The sequence below is a fragment of the Sediminicoccus sp. KRV36 genome, from assembly GCF_023243115.1.
Classification (GTDB): domain Bacteria; phylum Pseudomonadota; class Alphaproteobacteria; order Acetobacterales; family Acetobacteraceae; genus Roseococcus.
The window spans coordinates 2,903,003-2,922,194 of the sequence record NZ_CP085081.1; the positions used below are offsets into that span (position 1 = coordinate 2,903,003).

Annotated in this window: 18 protein-coding genes; 5 read left to right on the forward strand and 13 right to left on the reverse strand. The window is 68.1% G+C overall.

Annotation, left to right across the window (positions count from 1 at the left end; all coding sequences use genetic code 11):
* Nucleotides 1-631: 631 nt before the first annotated feature.
* From LHU95_RS13615 to petA, 6 genes are all read right to left on the reverse strand, one after another.
* On the reverse strand, nt 632-874 hold the full coding sequence (locus tag LHU95_RS13615; protein WP_248707506.1) for a hypothetical protein: 243 nt from the start codon (nt 872-874) through the stop codon (nt 632-634).
* A 114-nt stretch (nt 875-988) separates the two neighbouring features.
* Nucleotides 989-3,070: an elongation factor G gene (fusA, locus tag LHU95_RS13620; RefSeq protein WP_248707507.1), complete on the reverse strand. Its 2,082-nt coding sequence runs from the start codon at nt 3,068-3,070 to the stop codon at nt 989-991.
* Nucleotides 3,071-3,205: 135 nt separating this feature from the next.
* The gene (locus LHU95_RS13625; RefSeq protein WP_248707508.1) at nt 3,206-4,408 is read right to left on the reverse strand and encodes a pyridoxal phosphate-dependent aminotransferase; all 1,203 of its coding nucleotides are present in this window, start codon (nt 4,406-4,408) and stop codon (nt 3,206-3,208) included.
* A gap of 144 nt (nt 4,409-4,552) precedes the next feature.
* The gene (locus LHU95_RS13630; protein WP_248707509.1) at nt 4,553-5,314 is read right to left on the reverse strand and encodes a cytochrome c1; all 762 of its coding nucleotides are present in this window, start codon (nt 5,312-5,314) and stop codon (nt 4,553-4,555) included.
* A gap of 4 nt (nt 5,315-5,318) precedes the next feature.
* Complete coding sequence (locus LHU95_RS13635; RefSeq protein WP_248707510.1) at nt 5,319-6,605, reverse strand: cytochrome b N-terminal domain-containing protein; 1,287 nt, start codon at nt 6,603-6,605, stop codon at nt 5,319-5,321.
* Nucleotides 6,606-6,683: 78 nt separating this feature from the next.
* Nucleotides 6,684-7,244, reverse strand: coding sequence for a ubiquinol-cytochrome c reductase iron-sulfur subunit (petA, locus tag LHU95_RS13640; RefSeq protein WP_248707511.1), 561 nt, complete (start codon nt 7,242-7,244; stop codon nt 6,684-6,686).
* Nucleotides 7,245-7,506: 262 nt separating this feature from the next.
* Between petA and hemF the strand changes: the two genes are divergently transcribed.
* On the forward strand, nt 7,507-8,385 hold the full coding sequence (hemF, locus tag LHU95_RS13645; RefSeq protein ID WP_248711555.1) for an oxygen-dependent coproporphyrinogen oxidase: 879 nt from the start codon (nt 7,507-7,509) through the stop codon (nt 8,383-8,385).
* Between the two features lie 92 nt (nt 8,386-8,477).
* On the opposite strand, the gene recQ is transcribed toward hemF, so the two are convergent.
* The 4 genes from recQ to cydD all read right to left on the reverse strand — a co-directional run bounded on the left by recQ (nt 8,478) and on the right by cydD (nt 13,989).
* Nucleotides 8,478-10,286 carry a DNA helicase RecQ gene (recQ, locus tag LHU95_RS13650; RefSeq protein WP_248707512.1) on the reverse strand — a complete coding sequence of 603 codons (1,809 nt, stop codon included), beginning with the start codon at nt 10,284-10,286 and terminating at the stop codon, nt 8,478-8,480.
* Between the two features lie 14 nt (nt 10,287-10,300).
* Nucleotides 10,301-10,699: an OmpA family protein gene (locus LHU95_RS13655; protein WP_248707513.1), complete on the reverse strand. Its 399-nt coding sequence runs from the start codon at nt 10,697-10,699 to the stop codon at nt 10,301-10,303.
* Between the two features lie 61 nt (nt 10,700-10,760).
* Nucleotides 10,761-12,407 (reverse strand): thiol reductant ABC exporter subunit CydC, encoded by a 1,647-nt coding sequence (gene cydC / locus LHU95_RS13660; protein ID WP_248707514.1) that lies wholly within the window; start codon nt 12,405-12,407, stop codon nt 10,761-10,763.
* The gene (gene cydD / locus LHU95_RS13665) at nt 12,397-13,989 is read right to left on the reverse strand and encodes a thiol reductant ABC exporter subunit CydD (protein ID WP_248707515.1); all 1,593 of its coding nucleotides are present in this window, start codon (nt 13,987-13,989) and stop codon (nt 12,397-12,399) included. Before cydD ends, cydC begins: the two co-directional genes overlap by 11 nt.
* 235 nt (nt 13,990-14,224) lie before the next feature.
* Here cydD and LHU95_RS13670 point away from each other — a divergent pair, with 235 nt between their 5' ends.
* From LHU95_RS13670 to LHU95_RS13685, 4 genes are all read left to right on the forward strand, one after another.
* Nucleotides 14,225-15,112: a polysaccharide deacetylase family protein gene (locus LHU95_RS13670; protein WP_248707516.1), complete on the forward strand. Its 888-nt coding sequence runs from the start codon at nt 14,225-14,227 to the stop codon at nt 15,110-15,112.
* The gene (locus tag LHU95_RS13675; RefSeq protein WP_248707517.1) at nt 15,112-15,645 is read left to right on the forward strand and encodes a lipocalin family protein; all 534 of its coding nucleotides are present in this window, start codon (nt 15,112-15,114) and stop codon (nt 15,643-15,645) included. Before LHU95_RS13670 ends, LHU95_RS13675 begins: the two co-directional genes overlap by 1 nt.
* A 139-nt stretch (nt 15,646-15,784) precedes the next feature.
* Nucleotides 15,785-16,219, forward strand: coding sequence for a hypothetical protein (locus LHU95_RS13680; protein WP_248707518.1), 435 nt, complete (start codon nt 15,785-15,787; stop codon nt 16,217-16,219).
* Nucleotides 16,219-16,656: an SgcJ/EcaC family oxidoreductase gene (locus LHU95_RS13685; protein ID WP_248707519.1), complete on the forward strand. Its 438-nt coding sequence runs from the start codon at nt 16,219-16,221 to the stop codon at nt 16,654-16,656. The genes LHU95_RS13680 and LHU95_RS13685 overlap by 1 nt, the downstream gene beginning before the upstream one ends.
* A gap of 215 nt (nt 16,657-16,871) precedes the next feature.
* On the opposite strand, the gene LHU95_RS13690 is transcribed toward LHU95_RS13685, so the two are convergent.
* From LHU95_RS13690 to LHU95_RS13700, 3 genes are all read right to left on the reverse strand, one after another.
* Entirely contained in the window at nt 16,872-17,354 is a 483-nt protein-coding gene (locus LHU95_RS13690; protein ID WP_248707520.1) for a hypothetical protein, read from the reverse strand.
* A gap of 191 nt (nt 17,355-17,545) precedes the next feature.
* On the reverse strand, nt 17,546-18,019 hold the full coding sequence (locus LHU95_RS13695; RefSeq protein WP_248707521.1) for a DUF192 domain-containing protein: 474 nt from the start codon (nt 18,017-18,019) through the stop codon (nt 17,546-17,548).
* Between the two features lie 8 nt (nt 18,020-18,027).
* Nucleotides 18,028-19,122 (reverse strand): acetoin utilization protein AcuC, encoded by a 1,095-nt coding sequence (locus tag LHU95_RS13700; RefSeq protein ID WP_248707522.1) that lies wholly within the window; start codon nt 19,120-19,122, stop codon nt 18,028-18,030.
* Between the last annotated feature and the right edge of the window lie 70 nt (nt 19,123-19,192).

The following is a 19,192-nucleotide window of genomic DNA, read 5'->3' on the forward strand; positions in this document are numbered from 1 at the left end:
GCGTGGTCGGCTCGCTCACATAGATCAGCCGCTCCAGCTCCGGCTGGATCTCGCGCGGCTTCCGGGCGATGGCGACGCGCTGCAGCAGCGCATCGCCAGCCAGGCGGAGCAGCAAGGCCGGCGTCACCAGGCCCCGCCCCGCCGCGAGCTGCGCCATGTCCAGCAGGGAGATCGCCACCTGGTCCCGCGGGGCTTCCGCCGGCATGGCAGCCAGGAGGGGCTTGTCGTCCTTGCGGCTCATTACGCGGGGTGCATCATCAGGTGCGTCATGACTGGGGAAACTGATCCTGGCCGTTGGTTCCTGCATGCACCCTTACGTTGCGCTGCACCATCCCGCTCGGTCCGCAGGCGCAAGGAAGTTTCGCAACCCCGCCACGCTCTGAGCGGGCCACGCATTCCTTGCCATTCCGGGCCCGAGCGCCTACCTGCAAGGAGCGAGGCTGCCCGGTGCGTCCGGTAAGACATCCCCAGGGCCAATACGCATCTCCCGGGAACTGGCGCTGGTCGGGCCGTGGTCCGACTACCTGGTGCCCACCTGCTTATGGCAGGCCTTGGGAGGATGCATGTACCAACGGCCAGGGTGGCTTCGCACTCCCCTCACCTGGCGCCGTCACAGCGCCCCATGCCATCCCTACCGGCAGGAGCAGCGCGAGCCTTCGCCACCGAAATTGCGCCGTGCGAAATCCCGGGCATCCGTGGCGAAGTTGAAGCTCTGCAACAGGCATGCGCCCGAGCCCCGCGCGCTGCGCATCTGCTCCGGCGTGCGGCTATCCACCTCGATCTTGTTGTTGGCGCAATAGACCGAATACCGCGTCTGCGCCGCCGCCGGCAGAGCCATGCCCAGCACGGCCAGGATGATCAGGATGCGCATCATTCGCCCTCCGTTATGAACGGAGGTTGCGCCGAAACGGCCAGCCTCGAAAGCAAAAAGGGCGGGCCAGGTTGCCCTGGCCCGCCCTATTTCATGCCCTTGAAGGGCTGGGCTGGTTCAGCCCGCCGCCTTCATGATCTCGTCCGCCACGTTGCGGGGCACGGGGTCATAGTGGTGGAACTGCATGGAGAAGGACGCACGGCCCTTCGTCATGCCACGCAGGTTGGAGATGTAGCCGAACATCTCCTTCAGCGGCACATGCGCGCGAACGATGACCGAAGTGCCGGCCATGTCCTGGTTCTGGATGACGCCGCGGCGGCGGTTCAAGTCACCCACCACGTCGCCCACGTGATCCTGCGGCGTGGTCACTTCCACATCCATGATCGGCTCGAGGATGACGGGGCTCGCCTTCTTCATGCCTTCGCGGAAGCAGGCCTTGGCGGCGATTTCAAAGGCCAGGGCGCTGGAGTCCACGTCGTGGTACTTGCCATCCACCAGGCTGTACTTGAAATCCACCGTCGGGAAGCCGGCCAGCACGCCGGTATCGGCCTGCACCTTGATGCCCTTGTCCACCGCCGGGATGTATTCCTTCGGCACCGAACCACCAACGACCGCGTTCACGAACTCGATGCCCGTGTTGCGCTCCTTGGGCTCGAAGATGATCTTCACCTCGGCGTATTGGCCCGAACCGCCCGACTGCTTCTTGTGGGTGTAGGTTTCGGTATGCGTCTTGGTGATCGTCTCGCGATAGGCCACCTGCGGCGCGCCGATGTTGCAATCCACGTTATATTCGCGGCGCAGGCGATCCACGATGATTTCCAGGTGCAGCTCGCCCATGCCGGAGAGGATGGTCTGGCCGGTTTCCTGGTCGGTCTTCACGCGCAGGCTCGGGTCTTCGCCGGCCAGCTTGCCGAGGCCGATGGACATCTTCTCCACCGCATCCTTGGTCTTGGGCTCGACGGAGATGTCGATCACGGGCACCGGGAAGGCCATGCGCTCCAGGATCACGGGGTCTTCCTGGCTGGCCAGCGTGTCACCCGTGCCGGTGTCCTTCAGGCCCACGAAGGCCGCGATGTCACCGGCGATGACTTCCTTGATTTCCTCACGCTTGTCGGCGTGCATCTGGAACATGCGGCCGATGCGCTCCTTGTGGCCCTTGGTCGTGTTCATGACCATATCGCCCTGGCGCAGCACGCCCGAATAGACGCGCACGAAGGTGAGGTTGCCGTATTTGTCGTTGATGATCTTGAAGGCGAGGCCGGCGAAGGGGCCATCCGTCTTCACCGGGATGATGCGGCGCTCGGCCGTCTCATCCTGACCTTCCTCGGGGGCGACCTTGATGCCTTCCACGTCCAAGGGGCTCGGCAGGTAGTCAATCACGGCATCCAGCAGCGGCTGCACGCCCTTGTTCTTGAAGGCCGAGCCGCAGAGCACCGGGCGGAACTCGCCCGAGATGGTGCCCTTCTTGATGCAGCGCTTCAGCGTCTCGACCGAGACATTGCCGTCGGCGAAGTATTCCTCCATCGCCGTCTCATCAATGCCGACCGCGGTGTCGAGCAGGATCTGGCGGTATTCGGCCACCTTGTCGGCCATATCGGCCGGGATCGGCGCCTCGTGATAGAGGGCGCCGAGTTCGTCGCCTTCCCAGATCAGCGCCTTCATCTCAACGAGATCCACGATCCCCTTGAGCTGGTCCTCGATGCCGATGGGCAGCTGCAGGGCCACCCAGTTGATGCCGAGCTTCTCGGTCAGCGTTTCGGCGGCCTTGTAGAAATCGGCGCCGGTGCGATCGAGCTTGTTGATGAAGATGATGCGCGGCACGCGATACCGGTCGGCCAGGCGCCAGTTGGTCTCGGATTGCGGCTGCACGCCGGCGACGCCTTCGATGATGAAGATCGCGCCGTCGAGCACGCGGAGGCTGCGATTCACCTCGATGTTGAAGTCGATGTGGCCGGGGGTGTCGATGATGTTGATGCGGTTATCATTCCACATCGCGGTCACGGCGGCGGAGGTGATGGTGATGCCCCGCTCGCGCTCCTGCTCCATGTAGTCGGTCGTGGTGTTGCCGTCATGGACTTCGCCGATGCGGTGGCTCTTGCCGGTGTAGTAGAGGATGCGCTCCGTCGTCGTCGTCTTCCCCGCGTCGATATGCGCGGTGATGCCGATGTTGCGAATCTTCTCGAGCGGTGAATGAGCCACGGTCAGGCCTCCATGCGGCAAGGCAGGACAGCGCCGGAGTGGCGCCGCCTGCCCCAATGTCTTGCGATCAGGATAAATCAGTGGTGCGGGAGATGCCCTCTCCCGCGTGAATTTGCAAGCGGTGTGGCGCGCAGGTCAGACCAGCCCGGCGCAAAACCGCTGGATGCGCGTGCAGGCCTCCACCAGCGTCGCGTCATCCGTCGCGTAGCTGATGCGGAAATGCCCGGGGAACATGAAGGCCGAGCCGTGCACGGCGGCCACACCCTCTTCCTCTAGCAGCGCCTCCACGAAGTCGGCGTCGGTCTCCAGCTTGCGGCCGCCCTTGGTGGTCTTGCCCAGGCAGGCGTTCAGCGAAGGGTACACATAGAAGGCACCCTCGGGCTTGTGGCAGCGCAGGCCCTCCGCCTTGTTCAGCATCTCCACCACCAGGTTGCGGCGGCGCTCGAAGACCTTGCCCATGGCGGTCACCGAATCCTGCGGGCCGTTCAGCGCCTCGATCGCGGCGGCCTGGCTGATGCTGCTGGTGTTGCTGGTGCTTTGCCCCTGCAGCTTGTCCATCGCCTTGATGAGGGCGAGCGGCGCGCCGGCAAAGCCGATTCGCCAGCCGGTCATGGCATAGCCCTTGGAGCAGCCATTCATGGTGATGGTGCGGTCCCGCAACCGGGGCTCCACCTCGACGATGGTGGCGGGCTTGAAGCCGTCAAAGGCCAGCTTCTCATAGATGTCGTCGGTGAAGATCCAGACATGCGGGTGGCGCAGCAGCACATCGGTGAGCTGCTTCAGCTCCTCGGCATTATAGGCGGCACCGGTGGGGTTGGAGGGGTTGTTCAGGATCAGCCACTTGGTCTTGGGCGTGATCGCCGCTTCCAGCTGCTCGCCCGACATCTTGAAGCCCGAGTTCATGCCGCACGGCACAAAGACCGGCGTGCCCTCCGCCAGGGCGACAATGTCAGGATAGCTGACCCAGCAGGGGGTGGGGATGATCGCCTCATCGCCCGGATTGATGGTCGCCAGCAGGGCGTTGAAAATCACCTGCTTGCCGCCGGTGGTGACGATGATTTCCTCGGGCTTGTAGTCGATCCCGCTGTCGCGCTTGAACTTGGCCGCCACCGCGCGGCGCAGCTCCACCGTGCCCGAAACATCCGTGTACTTCGTCTCGCCGCGCTGGATGGCAGCGATGGCGGCATCCTTGATGTTCTGGGGCGTATCGAAATCGGGCTCACCGACCGAGAGGCTGATCACGTCACGGCCGGCCGCCTTCAGCGCGCGCGCCTTGGCCGTGATGGTGATGGTCTGCGAGGGCGAGATGCGGTCAAGCCGATCGGCGGTGAGGTGCATGGTCTTCCGGGTCCTGAGAGGTGTCGGACCCTATTCCCGTGCCGGCTGCGTTTCAACCCGGCCGGGCCGGACAAAAGCGACAAAGCCCGGCCAACAAAAAAGCCGCCCCGAGGGGCGGCTTTTCGTGGTGAGGGCCGATGAAGCTCAGTGCTTCACGTCAGCCCAGACCTTGCGCTTCACGGCATAGGTCAAGCCGCCCAGGATGGTCAGGAAGATCAGCACCTTCACGCCCATGGCGCGGCGCGTTTCCATCTCAGGCTCGGCCGCCCAGGCAAGGAAGGTGACGACGTCGCGCGCCATCTGGTCCACCGTCGCCTTGGTGCCGTCGGCGTATTCCACCTGGTCATCATTCAGCACATTGGGCATGGCGATCTGGAAGCCGGGGAACCAGCGATTGTAGTTCATCCCGTCCATCATCGTCATGCCATCCGGCGGGTCGGCATAGCCGGTCAGCAGGGCATGGATGTAGTTGGCGCCATCATGCCGCGCCTTGGTCATCACCGAGAGATCGGGCGGATAGGCGCCGTTATTCGCGGTGCGCGCGGCCTGCTCATTCGGGAAGGGCCGGCGGAAGCGATCCGGCACGCGGCCGGGGCGCTCGAACATCTGGCCTTCATCATTCGGGCCATCCGTCACCGTGAAGGTGGCGGCGATTTCGCGCACCTGCGCCTCGGTCAGGCCGAGATCCATCAGGTTGCGGTAGGACATCTGCCGCATCGCATGGCAGGCCGAGCAGACTTCCTTATAGACCTGGAAGCCGCGCTGGGCCGCGGCGCGGTCCACCGTGCCGAACAGCGAGTTGAAGCCGAAGCGCGCATCCGGCGGATGCAGCGCCTCACCGGCCGCCAGCACAGGGCCGGCGGCGAACAGCGAGGCAGCGAGGGTGAGAGCCTTGAGAAGACGCATGGTTTCAGGCCTTTTCCATCGGCTTGGCGACGGCGGCACCGGGGATCGGCCCACCACCCAGGCTCGCCTTGGCGCCGAGCACCGCGCGGGAAATGCTTTCCGGCAGCTTCATCGGCAATTCCAGGCGGCCCATCGCGGGCAGGACCACCAGGAAATAGGCGAAGTAGATCATCGTGCAGATCTGGCTGATCAGCACATAGGGCTGCTCGGCCGGCTTGCCGCCCACCCACATGAGGACGAAGAAATTCACCGTCCAGAGCATGAAGATGATGCGCGTCAGCGGGCGGAAGCGCATGGAGCGCACCTTCGAGGTGTCCAGCCAGGGCAGGAAGAACAGCACGATGATGGCCGCACCCATGAGAACCACGCCGCCCAGCTTGTCCGGCACCGCGCGCAGGATCGCGTAGAACGGCAGGAAGTACCATTCAGGCACGATATGCGCGGGCGTGACCAGCGGGTTGGCCGGGATGTAGTTGTCGGGGTGGCCCAGATAGTTCGGCGCGAAGAAGACCAGCGCCGCGAAGACCGCCAGATACACCACGATGCCGACCGAATCCTTGATCGTGTAGTAGGGGTGGAACGGAAGCGTGTCCTGCGGGCCCTTCGGCTCGATGCCGAGCGGGTTGTTCGAACCCGTGATGTGCAGCGCCGCCACATGCAGGAACACCACGCCCACGATCATGAAGGGCATCAGGTAATGCAGCGAGAAGAAGCGGTTCAGCGTCGGGTTGTCCACCGAGAAGCCACCCCAGAGATAGGTCACGATGGTCGGACCCACCACGGGGATAGCACTGAACAGGTTGGTGATGACGGTAGCGCCCCAGAAGGACATCTGGCCCCAGGGCAGCACGTAGCCCATGAAGGCCGTCGCCATCATCAGCAGGAAGATGACCACGCCCAGCATCCAAAGCAGCTCGCGCGGCGCCTTGTAGGAGCCGTAATAGAGACCGCGCCAGATGTGGATATAGACCACGATGAAGAACATCGAGGCGCCGTTCATGTGCACATAGCGGATCAGCCAGCCGAAATGCACGTCACGCATGATGCGCTCGACGCTGTCAAAGGCGTAGGCCGTGTGGGGAACGTAATTCATCGCGAGGAAAATGCCGGTCGCGATCATGATCATCAGGTTGATCATGGCCAATGCGCCGAAATTCCAGAAATAATTGAAGTTCCGGGGGGTCGGAAACACCCCGTACTCCTTCTGGATCATCGTGATGACCGGCAGGCGCTGGTCAACCCAGCGCAGGACCGGATTGGCGACCTGAGAGTCGTGCAGACCCATACCCATGGTGCTCGTCCTCAAAACGTAACGCCCCTGATGGGGGCGATGGGGCAGCGTGGGACCATACCCCGCGCCCGGATTGCCTCAGCCGATGCGGATCGCCCGGTCGGAGGTGAAGGTGTAGTCGGGAACCAGCAGATTGGCCGGCGCGGGCCCTTTGCGGATGCGGGCGGAGGTGTCGTAGTGGCTGCCATGGCAGGGGCAGAACCAGCCATTGTAATCGCCCTTGGCATCCGTGGACTTCTGGCCGAGCGGCACGCAGCCCAGATGGGTGCAGACGCCGACCACCACCAGCCAGGGGTCCCGCTGGACGCGCGACTGGTCGGTCGCGGGGTCCTTCAATTCGCTCATCGGCGTGGCGCGGGCGGCGGTCAGTTCCTCGGCCGTGCGGTGGCGCACGAAGACCGGCTTGCCGCGCCACATCACCGTGACGCTCTGCCCCACGGCGATCGGGCTGATATCCACTTCGGTGCTGGCCATGGCCAGCACGTCCCGGGACGGCGCCAGCGAGCCGATGAAGGGCCAGACAATGGCGCCCACACCCACCGCGGCAAAGGCCGTCGTCGTCAACTGGAGAAAATCGCGCTTGGTGACGCCCGGGGCGCTGCCCTCGGCCGTCGTGTGCGATGCCATCGTGTCCGCCATCCAGCTCACCTTTCCGTTCCGCCGGATGAACCGGCTGAAACCCACAACTCAGGCGCCGCACAAGCCTTTGCCGGCACCCCGCCTCACGCTTGCTGCCTATTAGGGATGCTTCCCGAAACTGGCAACCGCGCGCAGCCTTAAGAACACGCAATCGGCCGCGAAAAACCGGCCTCCCGGAAAATCCCCCCGGGCTGGAAGCCGCCGCCTTTGGTGATAGGCTGACCGCATGAGCGAAACCCCTACTCTGACCCCCTCCTCCCCCATGCCCGCCCCCTTGGCGCACCCCCTCGCAGCACCGGCCGAGGCCTGGTTCGCCGAATTGCGGAACCGCATCTGCGCCGCCTTCGAATCGCTTGAGGATGGCCTGACCAGCGGGCCGCATGCCGATCTCCCGGCGGGGCGCTTCACCTACACGCCCTGGCAGCGCCCCGAGGGCGGTGGCGGCACCATGGGCCTGATGCGCGGCCGCGTCTTTGAGAAGGTGGGCGTCAACGTCTCCACCGTGCATGGCGAATTCAGCCCCGAATTCCGCAAGCAGATCCCGGGGGCCGAGGAAGACCCGCGCTTCCTGGCCACGGGCATTTCCCTCGTCGCGCATCCCCGCTCCCCCCGGGCGGCCACGGCCCACATGAACACGCGCTTCATCCTGACCAGCAAGGCCTGGTTCGGCGGCGGCGGCGACATCACGCCGATGAACGTCACCTCGCCCGAGAGCCTGGAGGATGCGGCCTTCTTCCACGCCGCCTATCAGCGCGCCTGCGACAAGCACGACCCCACCTATTATCCGCGCTTCAAGCAATGGTGCGAGGAATACTTCTTCCTGCCCCATCGCGGCGAAACCCGCGGCCTGGGCGGCATTTTCTACGACTGGCTGGGGGATCGCACGCCCGGGCGCGGCGCCGATCTGGACTTCGCCTTCACGCAGGATGTCGGCCTCGCCTTCCTCGAATCCTACCCCGCCATCGTCGCCCGCCGCATGCATGAGGCCTGGACGCCCGAGGAACGCCAGCACCAGCTGCTGCGCCGCGGCCGCTATGTGGAGTTCAACCTGCTGCATGACCGCGGCACGATCTTCGGCCTCAAGACCGGCGGCAATGTCGAAGCCATCCTGATGAGCCTGCCGCCCGAAGCCGCCTGGTAGCGCCTGGGGCGGGCTCCTTTCGCAAGGGCTCATCGCACCAGCCCCGGCTTATTGCTTCTCGGGCATCGTGATCGGTTTGAACGGATGATGCCCTATTCGGCGCCCGCGAGCGCCGTCAGCACCGCCTCGCCATAGCGGGCGAGCTTGCTCTCCCCCACGCCCGGCACGCCGCGCAGCGTGTCGAGGCAGACCGGCCGGCGTGAGGCGATCTCGGCCAGGGTCGCGTCATGGAAGATCACATAGGCCGGCACCTGCTGTGCCTTGGCTTCGGCCTTGCGCCATTCGCGCAGCGCGGCAAAGAGCGGGTCATCGGCCGCCGGGCGCGGCGCATCGGCCCGGCCACCCCGCGCCGGGCCGCGGGTGCTGCGCGGGCGGATGATCTCCTCGCGCAGCATCACCCGCTCCTCGCCCCGCAGGATGGCGCGCGCGGCTTCGGTCGGCACCAGCTCGCCGTGATTCTCCACGGCGATGTCGAGTGCGCCCTGCGCCACCAATTGCCGCGCCACACCGCGCCAGGCGCCTTCCGGCACATCCCGGCCCACGCCGAAGGTCGGCAGCTTGTCATGCGCGAATTGCGCGACCTTGTCGGTCAGCTTGCCCTGCAGCACGTCCACCAGATGCCCCAGCCCAAAGCGCGACCCGGTGCGCAAGGCGGCCGAGAGCAGCTTCTGCGCCGCGATGGTGCCGTCGGTGAGTTTCGGCGGCGCGGCACACACGTCGCAATGCCCGCAATCCTGCGCCAGATCCTCGCCAAAGCAGCGCAGCAGCACACGCCGGCGGCAGGTGCCGGCTTCGGCGATGCCCACCATGGCATCGAGGCGCATGCGCTCGATCCGCTTCTGCTCCTCCGAAGCCGGGCTCGACTGGATGCGATGCCGCGCGAGCGAGATATCGCCCGCGCCATAGAGCAGCAGGGCCTTCGCCGGCAGCCCGTCGCGCCCCGCCCGGCCGATTTCCTGATACCAGCCCTCCGGCCCCTGCGGCAGCGAGAGATGCGCGACGAAGCGCACATCCGGCCGGTCAATACCCATTCCAAACGCAATGGTGGCGCACATCACCACGGCATCGCCGCGGGCGAAGCGGCGGTGCAGATCCCGCTTGTCCTCGGCGGGCATGCCCGCATGGAAGGGGGCCGCGTCATAGCCATCGGCGCGCAGCCAGTCCGCGGTCTGTTCGGCCCGCGCGCGGGTGCCGCAATAGACGATGCCAGCCCCCCGCCCATCCGAAGCCTCGCGCAGGAAGGCGCGAATTTGCTCCCGCTCGCGGTCGCGCGGTTCGGCCGCCAGGTGGATATTCGCGCGGTCGAAGGAGGCACGGAACACCGGCGCATCCTCCAGCCCCAGCTGCGCGCGGATATCGGTGACGGTGCGCGCATCGGCGGTGGCGGTGAGTGCGAGGCGTGGCACTTCGGGAAAGCCCGAGCGCAGGAAGCTCAGCGCGCGGTATTCGGGGCGGAAATGATGCCCCCATTGGCTGATGCAATGCGCCTCATCCACCGCGAAGAGCGCGATGTTCTGCTGCGAAAGCCGCTCCAGCATGCCATCCATGCCCAGCCGCTCGGGGCTGATATAGAGCAGCTTCAGCGTGCCCTCATTGATGCCGCGCCAGACATCACGGCGCTCATTTTCCTCCAGCTCGGAATGCAGCGCGGCGGCGGCGACACCTTGCTGGCGCAGGGCCGCCACCTGGTCCTCCATCAGCGCGATGAGCGGCGAGACGACGATGGCCAGCCCGTCCCGGCAGAGTGCCGGCACCTGGAAGCACAGCGACTTGCCGCCCCCCGTGGGCATCAGCACGAGGCCGGAGCCCCCGCCCATCACATGCTCGACGATCTCCGCCTGCCGGCCGCGAAACCCCGCATGGCCAAAAACTTCGCTCAGCACATGGGCGGGGTCACGCATCCCGGCTTTCGGCATCAGGGTGTGGCGAGCCGGATCTCGACGCGGCGGCTTTCGACGGGCGCCATGTCGAAGGGCACTTCGCCACGGCCGAGAATGAAGACGCGCTCCGCCGGCACGCCGTATTGCCGCAGCAATTCCGAGACATGCCGCGCCCGCTCCTCGGACAGGGCGCGGTTGAAGGCGGCGCCGCCGACCGGGCCGGCATAGCCAAAGACATTCACGCGCACATTGGAAAACCGGGCCGCCGCCTCGGCCGCGGATTGCACGACGGCGCGCGCGGGCGCGTCCAGCGTGTCGCTATCTTCGTTGAAGAACACCACGCGCACCGGCTCGGCCGCGGGATCACGGTTGAGATTGGCGCAGGCGCCCAGCAGGGGCAGCAGGGCAAGCAATGAGAGGGTCCGGCGATGCATGGCGATTCTCCGTTGAGAGTTGTGGTCGCGGATGCAACGCATCAGGTCAAGCGCGGTTGACTCAGCCCGCCGCCGGCAGAAGCCGCCCACCCGCCAGCCGCAGCACGCGGTCCAGCGGTTCGGCGCCGGTCAATTCATGCGTGATGAGCAAAAGGCTGCGCCCTTCGCAGGCGGTGGCCAGGGTCGCCATGAAGCCGCGCTCCGCCTCGGCATCGAGGCCCACCGTCGGCTCATCCAGGATCAGGATGGCGGCCGGTGGCAGCAATGCGCGCGCGAGGGCGATGCGCCGCCCCTCGCCGCCGCTGAAGCGGGCGCCGCCTTCCCCGCAGCGTGTCTCCAGCCCTTCGGGCAGGCTGCGCACGAATTCCGCGACCCCGGCCTTGGCCAGCGCCCGCCACAGCGCGGCATCCGGCGCCTCGGGGGCGGCCAGGCGCAGGTTTTCCGCGATACTCACATCAAACAGCCGCGCCTGCTGCGAGAGGCAGATGATCCGCTGGCGCAATTCGGGGCTGGCGAGTTGGCCGATCTCGGTGCCGCCCAGGGTGATCGTGCCGGATTGCGGGGCGGCGAATTTCAGCAGCAGCGCGGTCAGGCTGGACTTGCCCGCCCCAGAGGGGCCCAGGATGGCCACGCGCTCCCCCGCGCGCAGGGTGAAATCCAGCTGTTCCAGCACGGGCGGCGCATCAGGCCGCCAGCCGAAGGTGACGTTGCGCAGCACGAGGTCATTGCCGGCGGGAAGTGGCGCGGGGCTGGCGGGTTCCGCCACCGGGGGTGCGGTATCCGCCGCCTCGAACAGCCGCCGCGCACTGGCCGCCGCCGCCGCCAGCAGGGCGCCGGCACGCGGCATCAGCCCCAGCGACTCGGCCGCCGCGATGGCCAGGAACAGCGCCAGCACGGCCAGCGCAGCCCCGGCCGAGCCGGTCGCGAGCCCCCAGCCCAGGGCGGCCAGCACCGCGACCTGCGTGAGGAAGCTGCCCGCCGTGCCCGCCGTGGAGGAGCGCCAGGACAATTCCCGCTGCGCCGCCATCAGCGTCGCATCCGCCTCGCGCAATCGCGCCAGGGCCCGGGCCTCCCCATTGGCGGCCAGCGTATCCTCCAGCCCGGCGATGGGGTCCACCACGGCGGCCCGCAGCGCGCCGCGCTCCTCGGCCGCGCGCTGCGCCGCCCGCGCGGCGGCGGGTGCGAGCAGCAGCGGCAGCAGCAAGGCAAGGCTGAGCGGCCCGACCAGCAGCACCATCAACAAGGGCTCGGCCCCCAGCAAGACGGCGATGGCGGCCACCACGGCCATCGCCGCCGCCGCCGGAACCAGGCCCCCCAGATAGAGGCGGTCCAGCGCTTCGACATCGCTGATGACGCGCCCCAGAAGATCGCCCGAGCCGCGCAGGCCGATGCCGGCCGGCATGCGCTCCGCCAGGCGCCCGAAGAACCACACCCGCGTATCGGCCAGGGCCTGGAAGGCGCCGGCATGCGAGGCCATGCGCTCCCACCAGCGCAGGAAGGGCCGCAGCAGCACGAGCGGCCGCAGCCAGATCAGCGCGGCCACGCCGACCAGGCCCACCGCCCCGGCCCCGGCCGCGACACCCTTGCCGGCCAGCGCCAGCAGCGCGACGCCGCTCAGCGCCGAAAGCATGCCGATGATCAGGCCCAGGATCAGCGCATTCCGCCGCGGTGCCCAGAGCCGCAGGATGCGCGCAAGGTCAGCCCACATGCTGCGCCACCTGGCGCTTGCCGCCCAATTCGATCACCCGGCCGGACAGCCCCATGAGCTGGGCCGAATGCGTCGCGATGATCACGGTGCGGCCGGTGCAGAGCCGCGCGATGGCCTCCATCACCTCGGCCTCGGTGCCGGGGTCGAGGGAGGCGGTGGGCTCATCCAGCAGCACGAGCGGCGAGTCGCGCAGGAAGGCGCGGGCCAGCGCCACGCGCTGCGCCTGCCCGCCGGAGAGGCCAAAGCCCCCCTCGCCCACCAGCGTATCCAGGCCCTGCGGCAGATCCGCGGCGAAGGCCATGACGCGCGCGGCCTCGGCGGCGCGCAGCACATCCGCCTCGCTCGCCTCGGGCCGGGCCAGCAGGATGTTCGCGCGCAGGGTGCCGCCGAACAGATGCGCCCGCTGGCCGATATAGGCGCTGAGCCGGCGCAATTCGGCGGGCTTGAGGCGCGTCGCATCCTGGCCATTGATGGCGATGCGCCCGGCACTGGGCCGCACGAAGCCCATCAGCAGCTTGAGCACGGAGGATTTGCCCGCCCCCGATGGCCCCACCAGCATCAGCGTCTCACCCGGGGCGAGGGCGAAGGTCAGCCGGGCCAGGGCCGGCTTGTCCATGCCCGGATAGCGCAGCTCCACCTCATTGAAGACGAGCGCGACGCGCGGCGGGATTTCCTCCAGCAGCAGCCCCTCGGCCGGCGGGGCTTCCAGCAGCGGCGCGATTTCGGCCGAGGCGCCGCGCGCCGACATCGCCTCATGATAGGCCTGGGAGAAATTGCGCAGCGGCACGAAGAACACCGGCACCACCAGGATGCAGAACAGCGCCAGCGTCGGGTCGGTGGATTGCGGCGCCAGCAGGATGCCGTGCCGCCAGGCGAGGTAGCCGAGCGTGAATCCCGCCAGCAATTCCAGCGCCGCACTGGAGAGAAACGCCACCCGCAGCACGCGCATCGTACGCAGGCGGAATTCGCCGGCGGCAACGCCGAGGGCGCGTGCCTCATCCTCGGCGCGGTTGAATTGCACCAGGGTGGAAAGCCCGCGCAGCCGGTCCACGAAGCGGCCCGAGAGCCGGCCCAGCACATCCATCTGCTTGCGGCTCTCCACCGCCGCACCAATGCCGGTCAGCGCCATGGCGACCGGCACCATGAGGCCCATGACGGCCAGCACCAGCGCACTGGTGGCATCGGCCTGCGCCACGATGAGGATGATCAGGCTGGGCGCCAGCACGGCCAGCACCGCGGCCGGCACCCAGCGCGCGAAGAACCCGTCCAGCGCCTCGACCCGGTCCACCAGGAGCGTCGCCTTCTCACCCACGCCGCGCGGATCATCGGGGCCGAGTTCGAGCAGCCGGGCAAAGAGGGCCGCCCGGATTTCGGCCCGCGCCCGCTCCCCCGCCGCCTGCTGCGCGACCTCCTGCGCCATGCCGAGCCCGGAACCCAGCAGGGCCAGCGCGCCGGCCGCCGCCCATTCGCCCCAGCCGCCGCCCGGAAAGCCCAGGATCGTCGCCAGCAGCCGCGCGATGAGAAAGACCAGCGTCACCTGGCAGAGGATGCCGGCCAGGCCCAGGCCAACAGGCAAGGCCACGCGGCCACCCTGGGCGCGTGCCTGCCGCATGAGCCAGGCCGAACCTTGGCGACCGTTACGAGGCGATTCCATTGCCGCCAAGATTAAGTGAGAATTTCGTGGAGCGCCACGCCCCAACCCTATGCTCCGGGACCCAGGCGTCTGCCCCCGCATCTCGCCCCGCCACTTGCGCCTGCGTCTTGCCGGCCCGGCCCTGGGGGGCCAGATGAGCGCCTCCTTCAGAGACGGGTTTCCCATGCTCCCCCATCACGGCCGCTTCCCCTATTCGCCCTGGACCGCCCGCACGCGGGAAAGCTGGCCCTTCGGCCGCAAGCTCGCGGTGTATCTGGGCGTGAACCTCGAACATTTCGCCTTTGGCGAGGGCCTGGGGGCCGAGCTCGCCCCCGGCGGCCCGCAACCGGATGTGCTCAACCATGCCTGGCGCGACTACGGCAACCGCGTCGGCGGTTTCCGCCTGATCCAGCTGCTGGACGAATTGAACCTGCCCGCCACCGTGCTGCTCAACAGCGCGATGTACCAGCACGCCCCCGAGCTGGTCGCCGCCCATCGCGCGCGCGGCGACGAGATGGCGGGCCATGGCCGCACCAACAGCGAGCGCCAGAGCACCCTGCCCGAGGCCGAGGAAGCCCGCCTCATCCTCGACAGCACCGCCGAAATCCTGCGCCAGGAAGGCCAGGCCCCGCGCGGCTGGCTCTCGCCCTGGATCGCGGAGAGCCGCGTCACTCCCGATCTGCTGGTCGAGATGGGTTACCGCTACACGCTGAACTGGTGCATGGATGACCAGCCCGTCTGGATGACGACGCGCGCGGGCCGCCTGCTCAGCATCCCCTACCCGCAGGAGGTGAACGACATCCCCGCCATCATCGCGCGCAAGGATGGCGCCCGCCACTTCGCCGACATGATCATCGAGGATTTCCACGAACGCCTGCGCCAGACGGCCGATGGCGTGCCCCAGGTGATGGGCATCGCGCTGCACCCCTATATCATCGGCCAGCCCTACCGGATGCGCGCCCTGCGCGAAGCGCTCTCGGTCATTGCGGCGCATCGGGATGCGGTCTGGATCACCACGGCGGGCGGCATCCATGACCATTGCCTGACCTGGCCCGAAGGCAGCATCGCCTGATGCGCGCCCTCCTGCTCGCGGCGCTGCTGGGCCTTGCCGCCTGCGGCGCCACCCAGCCCACGGCCGAGACGCCGCGCACGGTGGAGAGCGTGGATGTCTCCCGCTATCTGGGCCTCTGGCATGAGGTGGCGCGGCTGCCGCAGCGCTTCCAGGACAGCGCCTCGCTGCGCTGCGAGGAGGTGACGGCCGAATACGCGCCCCTCGGCGCCGGGCGCATCAGCGTGGTGAATTCCTGCGTGAACGCGCTGGACCCGGCCCGGCCGACCCGTGTGGCCCGGGGCGAGGCCTATGTGGTGGAGGGCAGCAACAACACGCGGCTGCGCGTCAGCTTCTTCTGGCCCTTCCATGGCGATTACTGGGTGCTGGGCCTCGACCCCGACTATCGCTGGGCCCTCGTCGGCGCGCCCTCGCGCCGCTCCCTGTGGCTGCTCTCCCGCACACCTAGCCTGCCGCCGGCGGAGCTGGAGCGCGCCTTGGCGATTGCGCGGGCGCAGGGCTTCGACCTCGCGCCGCTGGTCCTGAGCGGGCGGTGAGATGGCGGCGGCCACGACGCCAGGGGGGCAGGCCAGGCCCGCCGCCGAACCCGTCCGGCCCGATGCGGTCATGATTCGGCCTTCGAAACGCCCGATGCGGTGCTAAGCTGAGCATCGAGGCAACAAGGCGTCACCCGTCATGTCCGATCCATCCTCCAGCCGGCTCCGGCGGCGGCTTCTGATCCTCTCCGTCGGCGCGGCGGGGCTGGCCATCCCGCAACCCGCTCAGGCCGTGAGCGACAGTGACCCGCGTGACCCGGCGGGGCGCGGCAGGCCACAGACCGGCACCTCCGACAGCGACCCCAATGATCCGGCCGGCCGCGGCCGCGCGCGGACCGGCACCTCGGACAGCGATCCGCGTGACGCTGCGGGACAAGGCCGCGCCCGCACCGGCCAATCCGACAGTGACCCGCGCGACCGGCCAGGCCAGGGCCGTGCCCGCACCGGGCAATCCGACAGCGATCCGAATGACCGCCCCGGCCAGGGCCGCGCCCGCACCGGGCAATCCGACAGTGACCCGCGGGACCGCGCGGGCTTTGGCGGCTATCGCTATCGCCCGGAGGAGCGCCGCTGATGCGGGCCTGCCTGATCGCGCTCAGCCTGGCCTGCGGCTCCGCCCAGGCCAGCGCGCCCGACCCCGCCAGCCTGCTGCAAGCCTGGGCCGCCGCCTATGCCACGAATGACGGCGCGCAAGCCGCCGCGCGCTACACCGCCGACGCACGCCTCTGGGGCAGCGTCAGCCGTGAGCAGACGGTGGGCAGCGCCGCCATCGCCGCCTATTTCGCGCGGGTGCGGCCCGGCGCCACCGGCATTGATGTCCGCTTCGGGGAATTCGCGCTGCGCATGCTGGCACCCGGCATCGCCGTCGCCTCCGGGCACTACACCTTCCTCCGCCGCCTGCCCGATGGCAGCGAGGGGCAGGAGCCGTCGCGATTCAGCATGGTGATGGTCCGCGGCACCGATGGGTTGTGGCGCATCGCGGATCACCACTCCTCACGCCTGCCGCGCTGAGATAGCTACTTCCTGGGCGCCTCGCTGGAAAAACCAAAGGCGTGAAGCAGCCCCGCCATCCATTCAACGGCGCGGTCCGGGAGGTCCGCCAAGCAGCGGCGCTGGGCACTGCTTAGCTCCACGCAGCGTCCATCGGCGCGGCCGTGCGCCGATGGGAAAGTCGGGTTGGACCGACCTGCTGGCCGCTGGGCCGATATCAGCTGCGCTCCCTGGCGTCAGCCGCCGACTGGCCGGCAATTCGTCAGGCGCACGGCGGCGGGGCTCCCTCGGGTGAGAGGCCCCGAGTCATAGCGATCGCCGACACCCGACCCGAGGCTAATTCGCGGGGTATTGATCGAAACCGTTCCGAACTGCGTCTCCTGCGAGCGCGAGCCGATGCCAGCCGGGACGGCTATTTCAAGCGAAAGGTTCGGGATCGTGATGGTGGCGGAGTGGTCGCGGGCCAATTGCGCGAAGTTCTCAAAGCTGACCGAGACGGTATAGCCCTGACGCGTGGGGTTCCTGTTCTGCAGTAACACCTCGTAGGTGTAGCCGCCGGGGATGGGGAGCTTTGGGCGCACACTCTCCACCACCACCAGGCCCGCACAGAGGGCCGGCTGCGTCACCGGCGGCGGCCGCGTGAAGCCCTGTGGCTGCTGCTGGGCCAGGGCCGGGGAGGCGGAGAGCAAGGCTGCCACCAGGACTGTCTTGCGAAGCATAGTCTCTGCTTCCTTTCTGTGTCGCGTGAGCCTAGACACCCCAGGATCATGCGACACCATCACATGATAAATCCAATCGGCAATGGCGATTGTCGCCATTGGTGAAGCTGCGATGTGCCGCGCAAGCCAAATTCGCGGAAACCCCGCCTGGGTTCAGCGGCTCCGGCGCGGCCCCGCGAGCCAGGGCTGGCTTATGGCGCGGTTCCGAAAATCCGTTGCAGCACGCGGTCGCCCACGCGCAGGTTCAGCCGCTCGGCCGTGCCGCCGGCCACCTCGATGGTGGCGCGCACCGGGCCGCGGCTGTCGATCGTGGCCAGGCTCTGCGGGACCGCGCGCTCATGGATGCGATGGATGCGCCCATCGGCCGCTACGAACAGCATGTCCAGCGGGATGAGCGTGTTGCGCATCCACATGCTGCTCTCACGCGGGGCGCCCCAGTCGAAGATCATCGCGTCATCCGGCGCCATGCTGGTGCGGAACATCATGCCGATCATCTGGTCGGCCGATTGCACCGCCATTTCGGCGCGGAACGCATGCCGCGTGCCATCGCGCGTCACGATGACCATCGGCTCCTCCGCCAGCCTAGGCTGCGGCCGGTCTATGCCGGGCTGGGCCTGAGCCAGCGTGGGGAGGATGAGGGCGAGGGCCAGGAGGATGCGCTTCATGACGCGGATCATGCCACAGCTTCCAGCCCCTGGGCGAGAAGGGCCGCGACCTCGGGCCGGATTGGGCCTTCGCGCGGCGCATCGGCCAGGGTGGTGAACCAGTGCTCCGGCGGATTGCGGCCGGCGGCGCGGTGGAAGGTCAGGCCGCGCAGCACCGCCTCGGCGGCCGCGGGCAGGCGCGCGGGGACCGGGTGGTTGTTCAGCACGGCCCAGCCCCGCGCCCAGCAGCGCGCGACGGTCCAGGGGTTGTAGCCCCCGCCGCCCAGCAGGATGAAGCGCGGTGCCGCGTGCATCACAGCCGCGATGAATCCGGCATGGGCGTTGTTGGAGAGGCTGAGTTTTGCCAGCGGGTCCTCCTCCAGCGCATCGGCGCCGCATTGCAGCATGATGGCCTGGGGCCGCAGCTGGGCGATCAAGGGCAGCACGATCCCGTGCAGCAGGGCGCGCATCTCGCTGTCATTGAAGCCCGGCGGCACGGGCAGGTTGAGCGCATGGGGCGCGGCGTGGCACGCGCCGGTGAAGGGCCAGCGCCCGGCCTCATGGATGGAAAGCGTGGTGACGCGCGGCTCCTCCGCGAAGGCCATTTCCACGCCATCGCCGTGATGCGCGTCAATGTCGAGGTAGAGGATGCGCGTCAGGCCCTGGTCCAGCCATTCCATGACCCCGAGCACGGCGTCATTCACGTAGCAAAACCCGCTGGCCCGCGCCCGCTGGCCATGATGCGTGCCCCCGCCCGGCACATGCACGATGCCCCCCATGCGCGCCGCCAGCAGCACGCCGCCCGCGCTGGTGGCGGGGCGGCGGAACACCTCGCGATAGACGGGGTTGCCATCGGCGCCGATGCGGTAGCGCTCACGATCCTCGGGCGGGATGGCTTGCCTGTCCTCGGCGCGTTGCAGGGCGGCGATATAGTCGGCGTCGTGAAAACGCGTGAGTTCGGCGACACTCGCCATCGGGCTGTCGCGATACTGCGCGGGCGGCAGCCAGCCCAGGGCGCGGATCAGATCAAGCGTGGTGGAGACGCGCGGAATGGCCAGCGGGTGCTTCGGGCCATAGGTGGAGCGGCGGTAGATCTCGGAGCTGATGAGGAGGGGTTGCGCCAAAGTGAAAGGGCCTCCGGCGGCTGGGGCCGAAAGGCCCCAGACCCCATGAATTTTTCATCTGATCCGTAAG

What these genes read in the sequence shown, in the direction of transcription:
- LHU95_RS13615 (WP_248707506.1), bottom strand. Translation starts at nt 874, where the DNA reads ATGATGCGCATCCTGATCATCCTGGCCGTGCTGGGCATGGCTCTGCCG.
- LHU95_RS13625 (WP_248707508.1), bottom strand. Translation starts at nt 4,408, where the DNA reads ATGCACCTCACCGCCGATCGGCTTGACCGCATCTCGCCCTCGCAGACC.
- LHU95_RS13630 (WP_248707509.1), bottom strand. Translation starts at nt 5,314, where the DNA reads ATGCGTCTTCTCAAGGCTCTCACCCTCGCTGCCTCGCTGTTCGCCGCC.
- LHU95_RS13635 (WP_248707510.1), bottom strand. Translation starts at nt 6,605, where the DNA reads ATGGGTATGGGTCTGCACGACTCTCAGGTCGCCAATCCGGTCCTGCGC.
- petA (WP_248707511.1), bottom strand. Translation starts at nt 7,244, where the DNA reads ATGGCGGACACGATGGCATCGCACACGACGGCCGAGGGCAGCGCCCCG.
- hemF (WP_248711555.1), top strand. Translation starts at nt 7,507, where the DNA reads ATGCCCGCCCCCTTGGCGCACCCCCTCGCAGCACCGGCCGAGGCCTGG.
- recQ (WP_248707512.1), bottom strand. Translation starts at nt 10,286, where the DNA reads ATGCGTGACCCCGCCCATGTGCTGAGCGAAGTTTTTGGCCATGCGGGG.
- LHU95_RS13655 (WP_248707513.1), bottom strand. Translation starts at nt 10,699, where the DNA reads ATGCATCGCCGGACCCTCTCATTGCTTGCCCTGCTGCCCCTGCTGGGC.
- cydC (WP_248707514.1), bottom strand. Translation starts at nt 12,407, where the DNA reads ATGTGGGCTGACCTTGCGCGCATCCTGCGGCTCTGGGCACCGCGGCGG.
- LHU95_RS13670 (WP_248707516.1), top strand. Translation starts at nt 14,225, where the DNA reads ATGCTCCCCCATCACGGCCGCTTCCCCTATTCGCCCTGGACCGCCCGC.
- LHU95_RS13675 (WP_248707517.1), top strand. Translation starts at nt 15,112, where the DNA reads ATGCGCGCCCTCCTGCTCGCGGCGCTGCTGGGCCTTGCCGCCTGCGGC.
- LHU95_RS13680 (WP_248707518.1), top strand. Translation starts at nt 15,785, where the DNA reads ATGTCCGATCCATCCTCCAGCCGGCTCCGGCGGCGGCTTCTGATCCTC.
- LHU95_RS13685 (WP_248707519.1), top strand. Translation starts at nt 16,219, where the DNA reads ATGCGGGCCTGCCTGATCGCGCTCAGCCTGGCCTGCGGCTCCGCCCAG.
- LHU95_RS13690 (WP_248707520.1), bottom strand. Translation starts at nt 17,354, where the DNA reads ATGCTTCGCAAGACAGTCCTGGTGGCAGCCTTGCTCTCCGCCTCCCCG.
- LHU95_RS13695 (WP_248707521.1), bottom strand. Translation starts at nt 18,019, where the DNA reads ATGAAGCGCATCCTCCTGGCCCTCGCCCTCATCCTCCCCACGCTGGCT.